This is a genomic window from Nostoc sp. FACHB-190 (assembly GCF_014696905.1).
In the GTDB taxonomy this organism is placed as follows: Bacteria; Cyanobacteriota; Cyanobacteriia; order Cyanobacteriales; family Nostocaceae; genus Nostoc_B.
This window is the reverse complement of sequence record NZ_JACJQW010000001.1, coordinates 268,712-286,954: the sequence shown is the minus strand read 5'-3', so window position 1 is coordinate 286,954 and position 18,243 is coordinate 268,712. Positions and strand designations below refer to the sequence as shown.

14 protein-coding genes are annotated in these 18,243 nt (G+C 39.8%); 3 read left to right on the top strand and 11 right to left on the bottom strand.

The window, feature by feature from the left end; genetic code table 11:
- The first annotated feature begins 1 nt into the window (after nucleotide 1).
- Nucleotides 2-1,084: a HupE/UreJ family protein gene (locus H6G28_RS01355; RefSeq protein WP_190668356.1), complete on the top strand. Its 1,083-nt coding sequence runs from the start codon at nucleotides 2-4 to the stop codon at nucleotides 1,082-1,084.
- Between the two features lie 285 nt (nucleotides 1,085-1,369).
- Here H6G28_RS01355 and H6G28_RS01350 read toward each other — a convergent pair whose 3' ends face one another.
- On the bottom strand, nucleotides 1,370-2,005 hold the full coding sequence (locus H6G28_RS01350; RefSeq protein WP_190668353.1) for a hypothetical protein: 636 nt from the start codon (nucleotides 2,003-2,005) through the stop codon (nucleotides 1,370-1,372).
- Nucleotides 2,006-2,436: 431 nt separating this feature from the next.
- Complete coding sequence (locus tag H6G28_RS01345; RefSeq protein WP_190588129.1) at nucleotides 2,437-2,763, bottom strand: YbjQ family protein; 327 nt, start codon at nucleotides 2,761-2,763, stop codon at nucleotides 2,437-2,439.
- 520 nt (nucleotides 2,764-3,283) lie between these two features.
- Here H6G28_RS01345 and H6G28_RS01340 point away from each other — a divergent pair.
- Nucleotides 3,284-3,964: a tetratricopeptide repeat protein gene (locus tag H6G28_RS01340; RefSeq protein ID WP_190668350.1), complete on the top strand. Its 681-nt coding sequence runs from the start codon at nucleotides 3,284-3,286 to the stop codon at nucleotides 3,962-3,964.
- Between the two features lie 2 nt (nucleotides 3,965-3,966).
- Here the strand turns inward: H6G28_RS01340 and H6G28_RS01335 are convergent, their stop codons facing one another.
- The 6 genes from H6G28_RS01335 to H6G28_RS01310 form a co-directional block, all read right to left on the bottom strand.
- Nucleotides 3,967-4,869 carry an ABC transporter ATP-binding protein gene (locus H6G28_RS01335; protein WP_190588127.1) on the bottom strand — a complete coding sequence of 301 codons (903 nt, stop codon included), beginning with the start codon at nucleotides 4,867-4,869 and terminating at the stop codon, nucleotides 3,967-3,969.
- Nucleotides 4,870-5,048: 179 nt separating this feature from the next.
- Entirely contained in the window at nucleotides 5,049-5,954 is a 906-nt protein-coding gene (locus H6G28_RS01330; RefSeq protein WP_190668348.1) for a peptidoglycan-binding domain-containing protein, read from the bottom strand.
- A 449-nt stretch (nucleotides 5,955-6,403) separates the two neighbouring features.
- Nucleotides 6,404-8,215 carry an NAD+ synthase gene (locus H6G28_RS01325; RefSeq protein WP_190668345.1) on the bottom strand — a complete coding sequence of 604 codons (1,812 nt, stop codon included), beginning with the start codon at nucleotides 8,213-8,215 and terminating at the stop codon, nucleotides 6,404-6,406.
- A gap of 209 nt (nucleotides 8,216-8,424) precedes the next feature.
- The gene (locus H6G28_RS01320; RefSeq protein ID WP_190588125.1) at nucleotides 8,425-9,171 is read right to left on the bottom strand and encodes an NUDIX hydrolase; all 747 of its coding nucleotides are present in this window, start codon (nucleotides 9,169-9,171) and stop codon (nucleotides 8,425-8,427) included.
- Complete coding sequence (locus H6G28_RS01315; RefSeq protein ID WP_190668869.1) at nucleotides 9,132-9,731, bottom strand: nicotinate-nucleotide adenylyltransferase; 600 nt, start codon at nucleotides 9,729-9,731, stop codon at nucleotides 9,132-9,134. Before H6G28_RS01315 ends, H6G28_RS01320 begins: the two co-directional genes overlap by 40 nt.
- A gap of 3 nt (nucleotides 9,732-9,734) precedes the next feature.
- On the bottom strand, nucleotides 9,735-11,132 hold the full coding sequence (locus tag H6G28_RS01310; protein ID WP_190668342.1) for a nicotinate phosphoribosyltransferase: 1,398 nt from the start codon (nucleotides 11,130-11,132) through the stop codon (nucleotides 9,735-9,737).
- A 409-nt stretch (nucleotides 11,133-11,541) separates the two neighbouring features.
- On the opposite strand from H6G28_RS01310, the gene H6G28_RS01305 reads away from it, so the two are divergent.
- Entirely contained in the window at nucleotides 11,542-11,694 is a 153-nt protein-coding gene (locus H6G28_RS01305; protein WP_190588123.1) for a hypothetical protein, read from the top strand.
- 274 nt (nucleotides 11,695-11,968) lie between these two features.
- Here H6G28_RS01305 and H6G28_RS01300 read toward each other — a convergent pair whose 3' ends face one another.
- From H6G28_RS01300 to H6G28_RS01290, 3 genes are all read right to left on the bottom strand, one after another.
- Nucleotides 11,969-13,348, bottom strand: coding sequence for a protein kinase domain-containing protein (locus H6G28_RS01300; RefSeq protein WP_190668339.1), 1,380 nt, complete (start codon nucleotides 13,346-13,348; stop codon nucleotides 11,969-11,971).
- A gap of 284 nt (nucleotides 13,349-13,632) precedes the next feature.
- The gene (locus H6G28_RS01295; protein ID WP_190668336.1) at nucleotides 13,633-16,191 is read right to left on the bottom strand and encodes an SPFH domain-containing protein; all 2,559 of its coding nucleotides are present in this window, start codon (nucleotides 16,189-16,191) and stop codon (nucleotides 13,633-13,635) included.
- A 275-nt stretch (nucleotides 16,192-16,466) separates the two neighbouring features.
- The gene (locus tag H6G28_RS01290) at nucleotides 16,467-17,801 is read right to left on the bottom strand and encodes a serine/threonine-protein kinase (protein WP_190668333.1); all 1,335 of its coding nucleotides are present in this window, start codon (nucleotides 17,799-17,801) and stop codon (nucleotides 16,467-16,469) included.
- Between the last annotated feature and the right edge of the window lie 442 nt (nucleotides 17,802-18,243).

The window sequence follows — 18,243 nt, the reverse complement described above, 5'->3', positions numbered from 1 at the left end:
TATGTGGCGCAGATACCGAGTGGCTTTCATCTGTTTGATTGCAGCATTTTTAGTAGTAATTGGTTGGGCTAGTCCTAGTCAAGCACATTGGGCTGATTTGGCGGTGGCGGAGGTGACGGTAGAACAGACAAAAACAGCAATGATTTTGACCTTTCCTACAGCTTTAGTACCTGGGGTTGATGATAACCGTGATGGACAACTCTCCATTGATGAAGTTACCACCAATCAATCAGAGTTAGAAAAATTTTTTGGCGATCGCATCCGTCTGATGGATGCACAAGGAGAACCTGGAAAACTAGCGGTGGCTGCAACAAATAACTTACCTGGGAATATGGCGAGTAACAGTAAGACTCACAGCACATTAGAGCTAACTTATACTTGGGCGCAACCAGTCACCGGACTAGTAATTAACTACAATTTATTTCTCCCCAATGTCGCCACTTCTCGATGTCTCGCCACCGTGCTGCAAGGGGGACAAATTCGTAATTTAGTCTTCACTCCCGAACAACGAGAATTTACTTTAATTAACCCTCCAGTATGGCAACAAATTAGTAGCTTTGTCTGGCTAGGAATTGAACATATTTTGACAGGTTATGACCATGTTTTATTTTTAATTAGTTTATTAATGCTGGGTGGTGGTTTTGGTTATTTAACTAAAGTAGTTACAGCTTTTACTATTTCTCATTCTGTGACTTTGACTTTGGCTGTATTGGATATTGTGACTTTACCAGTCAGGTTTGTCGAAAGTGCGATCGCCTTAACTATTGTTTATGTAGCGGCGGAAAATTTCTGGCGTACAAGTTTACGCTGGCGTTGGTTACTCACTTTCATTTTTGGATTAATTCACGGGCTAGGTTTTGCTGGGGTTCTCAAAGAAATTCATCTGAGTCAATCTAATTTGGCTTTATCCTTAGCTAGTTTCAATGTGGGTGTAGAAATTGGACAAATAGCGATTGTCACTATTGCCTTTGTGATTTTCCGTACCATTAAAAAATATCCTGGGGAATTAATAGTACGTCGTTGCTTATCTGCTGTTGTTGTGGGGTTGGGATTAATTTGGTTTGTACAACGAGCCTTTTATTAAAGCCCTGAAAGAAGTATTCATATCAGGACTTACGCACAAAGATTATCTGTGGAGATTGGGTGTAAGGGTGAAAGGGTTTGGGGTGTAAGGATTTTGAATAATTACACCCTTGCCAAAACCCTTAATTTTTCGTTTTTATGCGTAAGTCCTACATATATTTCCTACTTTCAAAAAAGTAAAAACTGTGATGTCAATTGAAAGTTTTAGATACCCGATTTCTTCAAGAAGTCGGGTATCTTTGTGTTCATAAATGATGCAGGACTTATATGTGAAATAAAATCTTTTCTAAGGACGATAAGTATTAGTCCGAGGGCTACGAACGCCAGCAATAGCACCTATTAATGAAGCCGCTAAACTTAATAATGAACCCAGCACAAACCACCATAAAGCTCTAGAAGTAGCCGCAGCAGCTTCACGAGTTTGTTGAGCAGTTATGTTCGGTACATTTTGAGGTACTGCTAAACCACCAGGTTGTTGTACTTGGTTGATAACGTCACCAGCATTAGAAGCAGCAATTCCAAAAGCACCAGATACCCCACTAGCTAATAGCCAAGAACTCAACGCCAAAGTAGTAGCCCAAAGAATTGCACCATTGAGCAAAGCTGTATTCCGGCTCATCGGGCCACAAGCACGACTAGTTATCCATCCCCCAGCAAATAGTGACAGTAATAAAGCCACAGTTGACCAAATTCCGACATTACCAGCCACATCAGGAGCTATTGTTCGAGGTGCGCCAGAATCAGCCACTCTACCTGCACCGATCGCGGCAAAAAATGCACTTAAAATTAACTGTGTAGCTAAAGCAATTAACACCCCGGAAATTATCGGCCCCCAGCGCACACGGTCATGATAATCGGCTACTCTACTAACTACCGCCGGATCAGTTACAATCTCGTCACCTGTGCGATTTACGTATGACATAGTTTATTAGCTCCTTGACTATTTTTTAGTAAATTTTTTTCGCTATATTCATGCTTACGTTTAAAATTAAATTGCTCTTTTCACTTTTTCATATCTATCAACAGAAAGACTTGTTTTATCTATCTAGGGTAAGAATAAATTTAAAAAGATGTAAAACTTCAAGAGAGGAAATTTAGAAGTCATAATTGATTATCTTTTTAATTATTTAGGACTTACGCAAAACACCTCTCAAACTCTCATTTCTCTGTGAACTCTGTGCCTTTGTGGTACCCTGCGGGAAGCCGCTTGTGCGTCTACGATTTTCCGTAGCCTGTGCGTAAGTCCTGTTATTATGACCATAAAAATTTTTAGATTTATTCGCTAATAAGTAATTTGGCACTAACATTACCTATTAGCGATTATCAACAGATGATGAAAAATCTTGTCAGTGACTAACGCATTCTGACGGCTGTACCTGTGGCAGTAATCAACATCAAAACTCCAGACTGGTCAACATTGATTGTTCCGGTATCGATTTCAATCCCAACAACGGCGTTTGCACCTAATCGCTGTGCGCGTTGTTCTAATTCTAAGAGTGCTTTTCTTTGACCTTCTTCAAATAAACGTTCGTAGCTACCGGTGCGACCACCAATCACATCTCGAATGCTGGCAAAAAAATCTCGTAAAAAATTGCTACCGTAAACAACTTCCGCAGTTACAATACCTAAATATGAATCAATTACAGCACCTTGAATTACATCGGTTGTAGTTAAAATCATAAAATCATCTCACAGGTAACAGGTCAAGGAATATTGTACGTCTGAGATTGTTATTATTGGGGTCACTGCTGACGCAAAATTAAACTTAGTGTTGCAAAGCAAGATAAAAATTGATACAGAAATTAAATATTTTAGGCTTTAAAATTAGCATCGTTGTAGTAATATTAGCCAACGATAATAAAATCGTTAGCAAAATCAAGACAGAAGTCTGTTATTGCTGATTTTCAGCTTCAGATAGGGAGTATACTGAATATTTCATACTTGTATAGTAGTCTTGTTGGATATGTAAACAAGAGAGATTAGGGAGACAAGGAGGACAAGGTAGAAAAGGGAGAGATGTTTGTCAATCTGCTATTGATGAGATGGTTCAGTAGAAACTCGAATAAAGTGGTGTCGTTTGCAGCTTGGGAGTTTATAAAATATTAATATTTCGTAAAACAGAATAAATACAGTTTTCAAAAATCCATATTTTTGTTTTAATGTACAAGAAAAAAGTTGCTAGAAGTTCAGGAAATTTACTGTGTACAAACGCATATCACTTATAGTTAGTGCTTTGTTATTAGGATGTAGTGTGGTTACGATTCCTGTGAAGGTTCAGGCGCAGGTCTTAGTCGCCCAAGCAAAAAACCCAGAATTAAAGGAATTGTTTGAAGAAGGTCGCAGACAAGTTGATGCGGGTGACTATAACGGAGCGATCGCCACATATCAAAGAGCCGCAGCCCTAGACCCCAAGAATGCTAAAGTATACTCTGGCATGGGTTATTTGTATGCCCAACAAGGCAATTATCAAGCTGCTTTAGTTGCTTATCGTCGGGCATTGGGTCTTGACCCTGATAATAGTGATTTCTTTTATGCTGTAGGTTACATCAAAGGTAACTTGGGTGATACCAAAGGCTCTAGAGATGCTTACCGTCGCGCCATTCAGCTAAACCGTAACAATTTGAATGCTTATCTGGGATTGGGCGTTACCCAAGCTCGTTTAGGAGATTATGAAGCCGCTAATTGGGCTTATGAACAAGCTATTGGTATAGATCGCAACAATCCTCAGATATATGAATTTATGGCGGCGATGTTTAAACAACGTCGCCAGACAAAACAAGCAAATAGCTTACTACAAAAAGCTCGGAGTTTATACCAACGCCAAAATAACCCCGATGGCGTTGACAGAGTAGAAGCAATGTTGCGGGAGTTGGGCGGTTGAGGTTAATCTAACTGTCTCCCGGTTAATTCCACAAAAATATCTTCTAAATTAGAGGGACGCACCATCATTCCGGTTTTATCTGATTGTTGATTCAGATAATTGTTTGCTGCTTCTAAAGAAGGGAAAAATAAATATTCCCAGCGTCGGGCGCTATCATTACCCGCCTCGGTGATTCCCAATTGTTTCATGACCAAACCTTCACCGTGAGCAGAACGCAACTGTTGGAGCGTTCCTAAAGATATAAGTTTGCCACTATCCATAATCCCGATGCGTCCCGGCCCGGTTGCTTCAAAAGCTCCACACAAGTACTCGACTTCATCCATGTAATGAGTCGTCAGTAACATTGTCATTCCTTGCTTGTTTAAATCTCGAATAATTTCCCAAAGTCGCCGACGAGTTTGGGGGTCTAGTCCGACAGTTGGTTCATCCAAAAATAAAATTTGTGGTTGGTGAAGTAACGCCCTGGCTATTTGTAATCGTCGTTTCATTCCGCCAGACAAAGTTTTGACTAAATCATCTCTTCTGTCTGCTAGTTCCACATACTCTAGCCACTGATTAATTAGTCGTTGTCGCTGTGGGTTGGCTATACGATGTAGCCGCCCATGCAATTCCATATTTTCCCAAACAGTTAAATCACCATCTATACTAGTTTGCTGCAAAACAACACCAATGCTCTGTTTTGCTTGTATTGGTTGTTTGACAACATCATAACCAGCCACTTCTATATGTCCTTGGGATGGTTGGGTTAATGTAGTCAACATCCGAATTGTGGTTGATTTCCCCGCACCGTTCGGGCCTAGCAGGGCAAAAATTTCTCCAGGTGCGATCGCAAATGATAAATCATTAACTACAGGAATATTTTTGTAAAACTTGAAGACATTCTCTAACAGAACAGCAGCAGTCATGGATAACTTTCTTAACATTCAGTTCATCACATAGACTATCATTCGTTGAGTGCTGTACACTGAGCGAACTTGTACTGAGCGCAGCCGAAGTAGTCGAAGTGTGAGTGTTGAGTGTTGATGGGTGTGCCTTGTGCAAATTAGACACACCCATATTGAAGGAAGTATCTAGAGTTTAGATTTTACCCAGGAAACTTCTTCAATAAATCATCGCCAGGAATTACTGTTGTATAGAATACATAATCATTATTAGCAACATAGCGACGGTCTTGTTTAATAATTGACATAAACTCTCTATGTCCTTGACGCATCCGCCCTACAAGACAACCAGCACTGGCATTTTTAATATCATTACTAGGCGCATCATAGCCCCAGTGTTGATTGATGTAGAAAAGACCAGTGTCTGTTTTATCACCAGACCGTTTAAAATCCTTGTTGAAATCACGGTGAACAGTCAATGGTGCAACTTGTACTAATGCTTCGTGACGTTCTGCATTCCCATGCAAACCTACAGCCCAAGCTTTGTATTGTCCAAACTTAATTCTGGCTGCACCAGCAGAATTCATGGGATTTACTGTGTAATATCTGCCGGGTTCGGTGGTTGCTTGCCAGTGATCGACGATTTTGGGAGTACCATTGACGACTTCGATGACAATGCGGCGATCGTTAAAAGCATTGGGTGTGTCACTGTTGAGATTCCAGTCACCATCTATACCTTCAACATAAACAATATTGTATTCTTTAGGGGCAGTAAAGACTTGATAATTTTGTGCCAGCATATACTTCACAATTCTGCTGGCAATGTCGTTACCTAGTTTTAATTCAGGTTTGGGTAATTCGTCGCGTTTGGTTTCAATCAATTCCTTAGCAGTAACCGCACCTATATAATCTGGCTCATCAATTTTCTTTAATTCTTGAAATTTTTTGATAGCAGCCGCAGTTACAGGGCCGAATTTCGCATCCGCAGGTGGTTCTAATAAATCTAAGCCAATTAATAGTATCTGAATCTGGCGAGTCAAATCCTCATCTTTAGCAACAGCCTCAAATCCCCACTTTTCTTCTTTACCTAAGAAATCTTGTAGTTTCATATTGCACCTATCTTCGTTTAGTTCTAACTAGGTATAAACATCATTTCCATAATTGGGAATGTTGTTGGAAACTATACTCGCGGCTCAAAATTTCAGCCGTGAATTTTAGTATTACTTTACTATTCAAGGCAACTTCAGTAATTTACGCAAAAGTAATTCGGTATTTTTGATAAAATCTAATTTGTAGGCTGGGCATTGCCTCTGTAAAATCTGGGAATATGCTGCAAAAATCATAGCAATGCCCAGCTTGTGTTAGGTAGGCGCTACAGTGCTGTCATAATTAACTATCCCGCCTCAGAATGAATTCCGAGTCTCATAGCGTAAGTCATCTCAAGATGACTCAACGAGAAATGTATTCCAGTCCACTTAAGTGGACTTTGGCTATAAGCCTGGAACTTTAGTTCTAGGCGGGATGTAGTTGAACATTTTTGACTGATGTAACACGTAGGTTAACTAGGTGTAGAAACAGGTATGGCTTGATAAGCATTTTTGATGGCTACCCAGCTACTAGCGATGGGCATTCGCCAGCCTGTACCAAAGGCGCGGTCGGTAATTTTCAAGCCGGGGGGTGCTTGGCGGCGCTTAAATTCGGCACGGGCAACCATTTGAATTACTCGGTCTACAATTATGGGGTCGTGACCTGCTTCAACTATTTGGGCGGCTGATTCATGATCATGAATGAAGCGTTGCAAGATGTCGTCTAAAACTTCATAAGCTGGGAGGGAATCTTGGTCAACTTGGCCGGGTTTGAGTTCAGCACTGGGGGCTTTGGTGAGGATATTGTGCGGGATAATTTCACTTATGAGTGCTGAGTGCTGAGTGCTGAGTGCTGAGTGCTGTTCACTGAGCGTTCGCGCAGCGTCTCCGTCAGGAGAAGTCGAAGTGTGAGTTTTGAGTGCTGAGGGATGGGAGTTTAACCAGTGGCAAATTTTATAAACGCGGGTTTTGGGAACATCGGCGATGACTGCTAAACCACCGTTCATGTCACCGTAGAGGGTACAGTAACCAACGGCCATTTCTGATTTGTTGCCAGTGGATAATAAGAGATAGCCAAATTTGTTAGCGATCGCCATTAATAAGTTACCGCGAATCCGGGACTGAATATTTTCCTCAGCTATGCCAAATTCTGTACCAGCAAACAAGTCAGCAAGGCTATGATCAAAACCTTGCATTAATTCGCCTATCGGTAAAATAGTGGTTTGAATGCCTAAATTTTTACCTAATGCCAACGCATCACTTACAGAATGTTCTGAACTGTAAGGTGATGGCATCAGGACACCGAGGACATTTTCTTTACCTAATGCTGCTGTTGCGATCGCAGCGACTAATGCAGAATCTACGCCACCACTTAAACCTAATACTACTTTAGAAAAGCGACATTTCAAGGCATAGTCTTGCACACCCAAAACCAAAGCTTGCCAGACTTCCTCTTCTTCTGATTCGCTCTCTGGTGTTAAAGAACTTAACTCTAAATCTCGTGTTTTTTTGTTAAATTCCACATTTACTAAATCAGTGGCAAAACCACGGGCGCGACACATAATTTCGCCTTGACCATTTAACGCAAAACTATAACCATCGAATATTAAATCATCATTACTACCGACTTGATTGACATAAATCATCGGCTGTTGAAAGCGCACTGCACTATGTTTCAACATCGATTCTCGAAACTGCGGTTTGCCGACGCTGTAAGGTGAAGCAGATAAGTTAACAATTAAATCTACACCCAAAATTGCTAAGTCTGCAATGGGATTAACAGCATAACTACGTTTGCCCCAAAATTCTTCATCATTCCATAAATCTTCGCAAATAGTTACCCCAATATGAATATCATCTAAAGTGAAATGATTTGGTTGTAACCCTGGTTCAAAATAACGGTCTTCATCAAATACATCATAAGTAGGCAACAGCCGCTTATAAAAAATTTGCTTGACTTTCCCCGATTCTAATAAAGCAATACTATTAAATAAACTTTTACCGCCAGTGATATGAGATTTGGTATTTGGTTCAACAGTGCCGACTAAAACAGCTAATTCTGGTGGTAAATCTCTGGCTAATTGTTGTAATGCCGTACTCATAGCCGAGACAAAACTAGGATTTAATAATAAATCTCTGGGTGGATAGCCACACAAAGAAAGTTCTGGAGTTAATAATAAACGTGCGCCTGATTTTACTGCATCTTGGGCGGCTTCTAGAATCTTTTGGACGTTTCCTGGTATATCACCAATGGTTGGATTAAGTTGAGCGATCGCAATTTTCATAAGAAGTAAGAAGTATGAAGTATGAAGTATGAAGTATGAAGTATGAAGTGTGAAGTGTGAAGTGTGAAGTATTTAGACGCGCAGAACGCCTCTCCCTTGGGGAGAAGGGTAGTGTGAAGTAGCAATTTTATGCTTTAGTTTTTTATGTTCAGTTTTTGGACTTTCATCCGGCAAACTTTTTTCAGACTTCAGACTTCACACTTCACACTTTAAATAAACACCAAAGGTTTATCTTTAAAAGGTGCAAAAGCCTCAGCGTCGAATTTATATAAACTAGCTGGTCGACCTGCACCGCGTGATACCTTTACTCCGGTATCGCACAAAAAACCTAACTTGAGTAGTCGCGCCCGAAAATTAGAGTAATCAGAAAAGTTTTCCCCTAAAACTGTTGTATATAGCTGATACAAATCGTTTAAAGTAAACATTTCTGGTAACACTTCAAAGGCGACTGGGCTGTACTCTAATTTATTTCGCAGTCGTCTGTGACCATAAGTTAGCAGTTGATTATGGTCAAAGGCTAATTGTGGCACTTGTTTGACGGGATACCAAGCAATTCCCGCGACTTTATCAGCAATTAATTCGGCTTCTTCAAACCTGACAAGGGCAAAATAACTTACTGATAAATAACGCACACCATAACTATCGGTTGCTTCTCTGGGGTCGCGGTTTGGCCCGCCAAAGGTATACAACTGTTCTAAATAAAGATTGTTGACTCGGATTTTTTCTGCCATGATGCGATAGGCCGCATCTTCTAAAGATTCGCCTTGACGTACTAACGTCCCAGGAAGACTCCAAGAATTTAAAAATGGTTCTTGCTGTCGCATGACTAAGAGAACCAAAAGTCGATTTTGAACAGTGTCTACAGAAAAAATTACATTATCCACACCTACCTTAAAATCAGCCAAAGGTTGTTGATTTAGCGGAGTTGGAATCTTTTTGTGGTTGCGTCCTGGCATTTGTACAAATGCTGTTGATGAATATAGGCAACAATGGGAGCTATCAGGGCTTGAGTATCTCCATGCTCACGATAAGCTGTTGAGGATACATTTAAACCTGTGAGGGTAGCGATCGCAATTTTTCCTCCCAGCTTTTGGATTGCCTCTAAGCTAGATTCTTCTATTGCATATCCTGGTCGTGGCACAACCATTAGTTGCACTTGCTGTAATAAATCTTCAATTCTATACCAGCGTGGTAGTTGGTTGATCAAATCTGAACCAATAACTAAGGTGTATTCTGCTTCTTCACCCCAGTGCTGTTTGGCTTTTTCCACTGTTTCTAGGGTGCGCCAACTACTTAAATCTTGCGTCACTGCTACGTTATCTCTTGGCGCATCCATGTCGGCAATTAATAACCGCAGCATCGCCGCCCGATGTTCTAATTGTGTTTGATGGGACTTAAAGGGATTATCTGCCGCCCAAACTGCCACCCAATCATAACGTTCTGACAACCACCTTAAAATCTCTTGATGCCCAGCCGTTGGCGGATCAGCACTTGTACCAAATAAAGCTATTCTCATCATTTACCTCTGTGTCCTCTGCGTCTTGGCGGTTCGTTCCTTAGTCTTCTCAGTCAATTCCTGCAACTCTTCAGAAATATCCACCGGCAAAGCCACAGGGTTTGATATCTGCCTTGTTTGTTCTGGCAAACTAGCGACTGTTATGGCGGTTCGTTGGCGAATGTCTGCTAAAGTTTCTGGCAGTTGCACTCGTTCGCCTTGCTTCATGAATAATTGCAATAAAGGTGTTTCTGATTGCGGTGTTTCTGTGATTAACCCCAACCTATCAGCTTTTACCTTACCGCCAACAAATGACCGAAAAATCTGCTTGCGTCCGGGATAAGTCCCCTTACCACTGGACTGCTTCATGACGGGAACGCCATCAATTTCCACGAGTTTATAAACCCCGTTGACAGGCGTACCTGTTACCAGTCGTGTTCCCAAACCATAACCATCAATGACTGCCCCAGCCGCTTTGAGTCTGGTGATTTCCCATTCATCTAAATCACCACTGGCAACAATTGGCACATTTGGTAGTAGCGATCGCACTTGTTTTGACAAGCTTACCAAATCTCCAGAATCCAGTCTGACTCCTGATAATTCCATTTCCCCTGCATTGACTTTGGCTGCCAAATTTTCCGCCGCCGCGATGGTGTCGTAAGTATCAATTAACAAGGGCGCACCGGGAAAATAGCGATGAAATGCCGTAAAAGCTTCTGCTTCACTGCCTTCCATCGCTGACAACGCCATGACCAAGGCGTGAGCCATCGTACCACTTGGCTGCTGACCTAGTTGTAATGCTGCTAACACATTCGAGGTAGCATCTAATCCTCCCGCTAAGGCTGCCCGCGCTGCCCATAACGCTCCTTGGGGACTGAATGCCCGCCTTGTGCCGAACTCTAAAAGTTTGGCTTGTTCCCCGGCCACATCACGCAGACGGGCGGCTCTGGTGGCAATCAAAGTTTGATAATTGATGGTATTTAAGAGGTAAGTTTCTATTAGTTGGGCTTGCCAAAGTGGCGCTTCAATTCGCAAAAATGGTTCGTTGGGAAATACGGCTGTGCCTTCGGGAACTGCCCACACATCACCAGTAAATTTAGCTTCAGCCAATAACGACCAAAAGCTCTCGCTGGCTTGGGCGAAAATTCCCGTAGCCTGGAGTGCGGCAATTTGCGAATGAGTAAAACTTAACTTTTCTAAATATGCCAGAACTTGCTCTAAACCCATTGCAATGAGATAGCCAAAATTTTCTGGCGATCGCCTCACAAATAACTCAAAACTAGCTTGTTTTTGTTCTAATCCTTCGCCAACATAACAAGCCGCCATTGTTAGCTGATAAAGGTCGGTGAACAAGCTGTAATCAGCCGCAGAGATTGTCAAGTCTTGGTGCTGGTAGCTGCCCAAGTCTGGGATAGTTGCCATGTAAGAGCGTCCTTACAAGAATGCTGCTTTTTATTATGGTAGATTTTACCATAAATAATGTCAACTCCTCCGTGACAAAGAGGCTATTGACTTCATTAAATCAACATACTCACCACAAAATAATTATATTTTATACAAATATTTAATCTTTTTTAATAGTTTATTCTTCGTAAACTAACTTTTATAAAACACTCATATTTCTCATACAAAAGAGCTTAATTGGGAGTTTTGTTATAATTGGAATTGCAGAGAAACTTTAAACTTTTTTGGCAACCTAAAGTATTGCAAAGCAATCTGAAAAACTATTGCATAAATTCTCAATATATTGAGAGTCTGAGCCATAAGAAAATATCGAATTAAAGTAGAAAGATAACTATCTAACTGACTCAAAAATAAGGAGTCTAAGAGTATGGCTATTTCCCAAATCATTGCTAGGATTACCGAGTATATCTCTGAAGCTGCAATGCGAATTTTTGGCCCTACAGATGATCAATATCCTAATACTGGGGTACAACCTTTTACGGGGGAACCTTATAAAAAAGGTATGAGTGATGTTTGGTAGAAGATGAAATATTTAGATATGAGTGAGGTCAAGGCTTAAGCCAAAAGCTTGAGCCTTTTTATTTGGTAAATTTTAGGAATTACGCACAAAGATTGTCTGTGGAGATTGGGTGTAGGGGTACAAGGGTATGGGGTGTAAGGGTTTTGGATACATACACCCCTATACCCATTGTTAACAGAAAATATTTGTTTTTTAATCAATTAATAAAGGCGCAGCTTGTAAATCAGGAAAGCTAGGATCTAAGGCAAAGCAAAAGCGGTGATCAGCTTCATCTTCATAACACACCTAACAATGCCTGTTTGAATGCAGTTGCACTCTTAAAGTAAATTTCTGGCTTCTCTACCAAGGCCAAATCAATTACATCCGCCAATTTTTGCGGAATTAGTGGGTTTTTCTGACGAATTGGTACAGGGTCATTTTGCAACACTGCTAAGAACGGATCGCCGCCTGTAAAGTTGCGCGGTAAAGTTCCAGTCAGCATATAGTAGAGACAAGCAGCAGTAGCCCAAATATCCACATCTGGTTGGACATATTTGAAATTAAGTACCTGCTGTCGGGGAATAAAAATTGGAGTACCTGCTTTAGTACCAGAGAGAGTTTGTCCGCTTAACCCAGCTATATCAAATGCTTTAGATAAGCCATAATCACCAATTTTTGCAATCACTTGCTCATCAACACAGGCAAGAAATATATTACTGGGTTTGAGGTCACGGTGAACTAAACCCCTACCTTTAAGAAATCCGCCATCACCCATTTTGACGTAAGGAATTTCGGCATTGTGCGTATATTCCAAACCATCTAGAATTTGTAGAGTAATCGGCACCGCTATATCAATAGATAACAACCCACCCTGCTGACGTACTAAATCAGATAGACTACCACCCTGACAATACTCCATTGTAAAGAAAAAAATGTTTTTAAAGTATCCATAATCTATTAACTGCACTACATTGGGATGCCGCAAAGCTTTGGTATTTTCTGTTTCTCTGAGAAACATTTGTATAGCCAATTGATTAGCATTTACGGCTGGTGACATCACTTTCAGAGCTACAAATTTTCCGGATTTATTATGTTGTGCTAAATAAACTTCTCCAAATCCACCTTCCCCCAAAAGCTTAACAATTTGATAGCCACAAATTGTATTTAGATTATTATCGCCAGCTTCAGCTAACCGCAATAACCGTTTCAGTTTTTCAAATAAATTTTGTGGCTGTGTTGGTGGTTGTGTTGGATCATAATCTACATAAATAGTACTAGGAATAAAATTAGGAATATTTATTTTCTGTTTATCAAATTCTATAGTAACTTTAAAAACAGTATGTCCCAGTTTTATTTCATCTCCATCCTGTAAATCGTACTCTGGAAATTGCACATTTGCGCCTTCTTCTGGATTTTGGTCAGCTTGGCGTTGCCCAATTTTTTCATTATTAATGTAAGTTCCATTTTTACTGCCAAAATCCCGCACTCTAATAGCAGGAGGATTGATATCTAATAAACAATGATAACGGGAGATAGTACGATGGTCTTCATCATCCGGTAATTGAGGATTGCAATCTGCATTTCTACCAATAATACAGGTATTACGGCAGTCAAATATAAATTGTCGTCCTTTGAGTTTACCTTGGATAACAGTAAGAGTAATTTTGTCTGGCATACTCAAATCATGGCCTCTTATATTATCAAAATAGAATTCAGGAGTTAGGAGCCAGAATTCATAATTGAATTCTGTGCGAGTGGCGGATGAATAACTAGGTTTAAGACCCCCAGTGGAGGTCTTAAGGAAAATTTGATGCACAGCAAAAGGCTTACCTTAAAATTTTTCTGCCTCCTACCTTGCCTGAAGTCCAGATAAAATCACAAGTAACAAGGAAAAAATATGTTTTTCCTTGTTAATCCTTTTGATGTCTCAATATCCACTTATTAAGGGAATCGTGGATTTTAAGAATCAGTTAGTGGTTGACCACAACTTGAGCAGAAATGATTATTCAATTGATTCACAGAATCGCAATTAGTACAGGTAACATAATCTGGAGGAAATACTGTTGATGAAGCTTCTAATGTTTTATGAGTCTGGTTTGCTGCTGATAACCCATTACTTGAATCAGATGAAGTCTCTAATGTTTTATTAGAACCATTGGTACTATTTCTCAAAGTCCTCAATACTTGAGGCATTACCACATCAATTAATCCCGAACCGCCATCATGAGAATTATTAACCCAGACTTCTGGGAGTTTAAGTTTAACTAACTCTTTCAGTTTTTCAATATCCTGCCAGCCTTCATGACCAATGATATCAATAGTTGTTCGTAAAATTTCTACTTCTATTTCACGTAGTCGTCGGGCTTGTTCTATTTCAAGATCAATTCTGTATTTGTTGGCTATGGCTATGAGTTCAGAAATTTTGACATCTTGTTCAGCCTTAACTACATTTATTTGAATATTGGTCAGTGCTTTTTCTCGCTCAAGTTTTTGACGTTCTTCTTCAGTCTTTCGTTGTGCTTTCAAAGTTTCAGCTTCTTGTATAGCACGTTCCCGATCTGTGACAATTTTTTCTAGATCATCAGGTAATTCTATCTTACCAATTAAAGTTTCAAGTGCTTCAACAGCTCCTTCAACAGCATTTTCTCTGAGTGCGGATTTAATGTATTCTTTTGCTTGTCTTTCTAAATAACTACGTTTGTCTAAAAAGTCTAGAGCTTTAGAATTTTGGGCAGAATTGCGGAAGTAAGCACTAATTGCTGGCTCTAGTACCTTGACAATGAGAGCTTTTATAGAATTAGTACTAGAGCCACTAATCGTGTTACCAACACGATAGATCATTGTAGGAGCTTTTTCCTCTGCTATGCGAATAACTTGTGTCACTTCTATATCAAAAGTAAATGCGTCTTTAGAGCGTAATTCTAAAGGATGAAGATTAGCATCATAGTTTGTAGGTAGTTTTTCTTTGTTTGACCAGTCCAGTGTGATAGGAAGAGTTGGAACTATCTCAACATTCATAACTTTTGTGTTAATTACGTGCTTACCAGGATACAAAGGTGTGTGCCAAACTCCTTTACATCCACGTTCAACAACACCATCTTTATTTTCACAAGATTTACCAACATGAGAGATAACAACGCCAACTGTCCCAACAGGAACGTCTGTTAATTCTACTTGCTCAACTTTGACAAACCAAGGATTTAGATTCCATGAACCAGGGGGCAAAATTTCTTCTTGTAGCCCCCTGCGACCACCTCCGTCAATAAACTTCTGCCCATTTTGAAAGTTATCATGCCCCGCTACTGACACACCAGCTATTTCATCTTTTTGAAGTGGTAGACCATCGTAAGTAGTGACAATACCAATTTTGCCAGCTTCTATTTTGTACACCTGTAAATCTTCTGGTTTCATGTCATACTGCTTGGCATTAGCAGAAGTAATTACAGTGAACAAATCGATGTTGATCTGGTAAATGCCAGCAGTTAAAATTGCTAACTGTTTACCCTTCTGTCCGCCATTTGCAATAAAGGTATGAGCCTCCTGAAAGTTATTGCACTCTACAGTTTTGCCTAACTGTTGTTCAGGTGGCATACTAGCACCATCTTTCGCTACAACTAAGCCAATTTCTCCTTGAGGAATATTAATGACTGGTTCAGTGTAAATGCTAAACAAATCAGTGTTAATCTGGTAAGTGCCAGCTGTAAGAATTTCTAACTGTTTGCCCTTTTGTCCACCATTTGCAATAAAGGCATGGGCATCCTGAAAGTTATTGCATTCTACAACTTTACCCAACTGTCTTCCGGGTGGCATACTAGTACCATCTTTTGCCACAAGTAACCCAATTGTATCTGAGGAAATATTTATCGCTGGTTTTTTCTTAACTTCAAATAGTTCAGTGTTAATCCGGTAAGTACCAGGTTTTAGGATATCTAACTGTTTACCCTTTTGACCGCCATTTGTAAGAAATGCACACGCATCCTGGAAATTGTTACATTCAACAGGTTTACCAAATAGCTGTCCCAGTTGTTCTGGGGGAATATTAGCACCATCTTTGGCCACGACTAATCCAATTTCGTTTGGATGAATTTCGATGAATTTCTCTTTGCGAATAATATATAGCTGAGGAAAATAACCCCAATGCAAACCGGGGGCAAGTATTTTCGCTTGAGGGCCTGCCTCTCCGTTTAAGCCTATGAGTTGATCAACAGGTAGTTTAGGATGAAAGGGGTTCAAATTAAATTTTTTAATTACAATCCCAACTTCACTATCACCAATTACAACAATTCCTTGTCTGGCAATAATTACAAACCCAATCACCCCTCCAGGTACTAATATGAATAATATGAATAATACTAAGAAAGTATCCACAGACTGTCCCGATGATGCTTGTGCAACTATTATGGACTGAGAAGTTGGATTCATTAGATAAGGGCGACTTTGAATAGACGATAGATTTGGAGTGGGTTCTACCGCTAAAGTTTTTAATCGAGGATTCACCGAATCAAGAGATTGGCTCATGATAGCAATGCTACCCAGAGCTATTGAATTCTTCACCAACATCTTTAGCAAGCAGTTGTTTTTCATGGTGATGCTATTTTGACTGATAAAATGAAGTGATGAGTGATGCTAACTACATCTTCTAAATTTACAATTCCAGAGTTCTGAGTACTTTATCCGTTTCTAAATTTGATACAGAATTGACAAAAATCTTAATTTTTTTCATTAAAGAAAATTGCGGATATTTAAAATTATTTAAATATCGTTAAAGAATAATTATTCTAATATATTTCACATTAAATTTTATTCAAAAGACAAGAGTTAATGCGAGGAAGTAAATATTGATAACTGAGTTGCCATTCATGAAATGATTGAACACCATATCCAAATGATGGAAGGTGTCCTTCTTGAGCCTCTAAGCTAAAAATAAAGTTATTATAGCTTAACCACTCATTATTATTTAGCCAGCCAACGTAGCCACCAAACTTATAAAAAGTTGAGATATCAAAACTATTAGGAGAATCGCTAACACTACCCCAGATTCGCTGTTGAACACTCAACCCAAATTTACCGTCACTATACTCTACCCAGAGTTGGTCAATTTTGCAAAGAACAGCACAGGGAAAGTTACATAATTCCTCTGCTCTCATCCAACCCTCATTCTGGCGGTCAACGGCTTGAAGCATGACTAGGTAAGTTTCATCATCTGCTTCTTTCCACTTATTAGCTCTCAAAAATTCCTCTAGTTTGGGGTAATTCAGATTTGATACTGATGGGGAAGGTTGATCTACAAGAGATGGTTGCATAGGTAGCGTTGTTGCAAGGCCAAGCAATTCTCTAAATTTGCGTACTGTTGGCGGTCTATCTTGAGGTTCTAATGCCATTCCCTGAACGATAGCATTATTTACCTTGTAGCTAATTCGGGAATTATACTGCTTTGGTGGCGATAATTGTGCATATTGCCTGTAATTAGCTGGAAAAGGAACAACATTAGTAAGTAAAGTATAGAGCGTTGCAGCTAAAGCATAAACATCAGTATAATCACCAAATTTGCCTTGTCTTTCATACTGTTCAATCGGTGCATAACCTTCGGTCTTAGCATTTGTCATGCTTCCTATTTGGCCAATGGTAAATTCGCGTGCTAAACCGAAATCAATGAGTACAGTTTCTTGTTGATCAGCACGCAGCAAAATATTATTAGGCTTGACATCCCGATGTAAAAATTTTTGTTGGTGGATATATTCCAAGGCCTGTCCAATCTGGTCTATGTAGCATAATGCCTCATCCTCTGGCAACGGCCCATGCTCATCGACATAAACTCCTAAATCTTTCCCATCAATATATTCCATTACCATCCCCCAGAGTCTATTTTCTTTGATAAGTTCGTAGACTTGAACGATATGGGAATGTTTGCAACTTTTTAGAATCAAAGCTTCATTGACGAACTTTACCTGTCGTTCTTCAAAATCTGCTTGATGTTGTTGTTGCTGGTTTAAGGTTTTGATCACAAATAATTTACCGGTAAATTGTTCAATGGCACTATATGTGATCCCAAAACCTCCAGATCCAATAACTTTTTGAATAATGAATCTTCCGTTTTGTATTGGTTGATTTGCTTGCCAAGATTGCATATTTCCAGGTTAATGGCGCTATGAGTAAAAAATACCATTAATATCCTCACTGATGTTGAGAAAAATTAGCCCAAAACAGAAAGCCCTCAATGATACGCCCTCATAGGTGTAGGTTTTTGTAGTGGGTATGAGTCCATACTCGAAAATCAGCCTTTTGAACCTGCTCAAAACTTCACTTTTTATTTGTCAAATGGCTGAAACACTTGAGTCATCGTTTCAGAATTAGGTGAAAAATTATGTATTCATACACAATCCAGACAAATGGAGATTAATAATCCTACATATTGAGCAAGTAATCATCAGCGTTTTAGTCACTCTGTAACAACCTACACCTTTCAGCCATTCCCTACCCCCTAATTCGGTTATTGCGGCATTCTGGCAAGGCTAAAAATCGCAGCGATCGCTACATTAGAAGTATATTGAGATATTTATCAGCATTGAT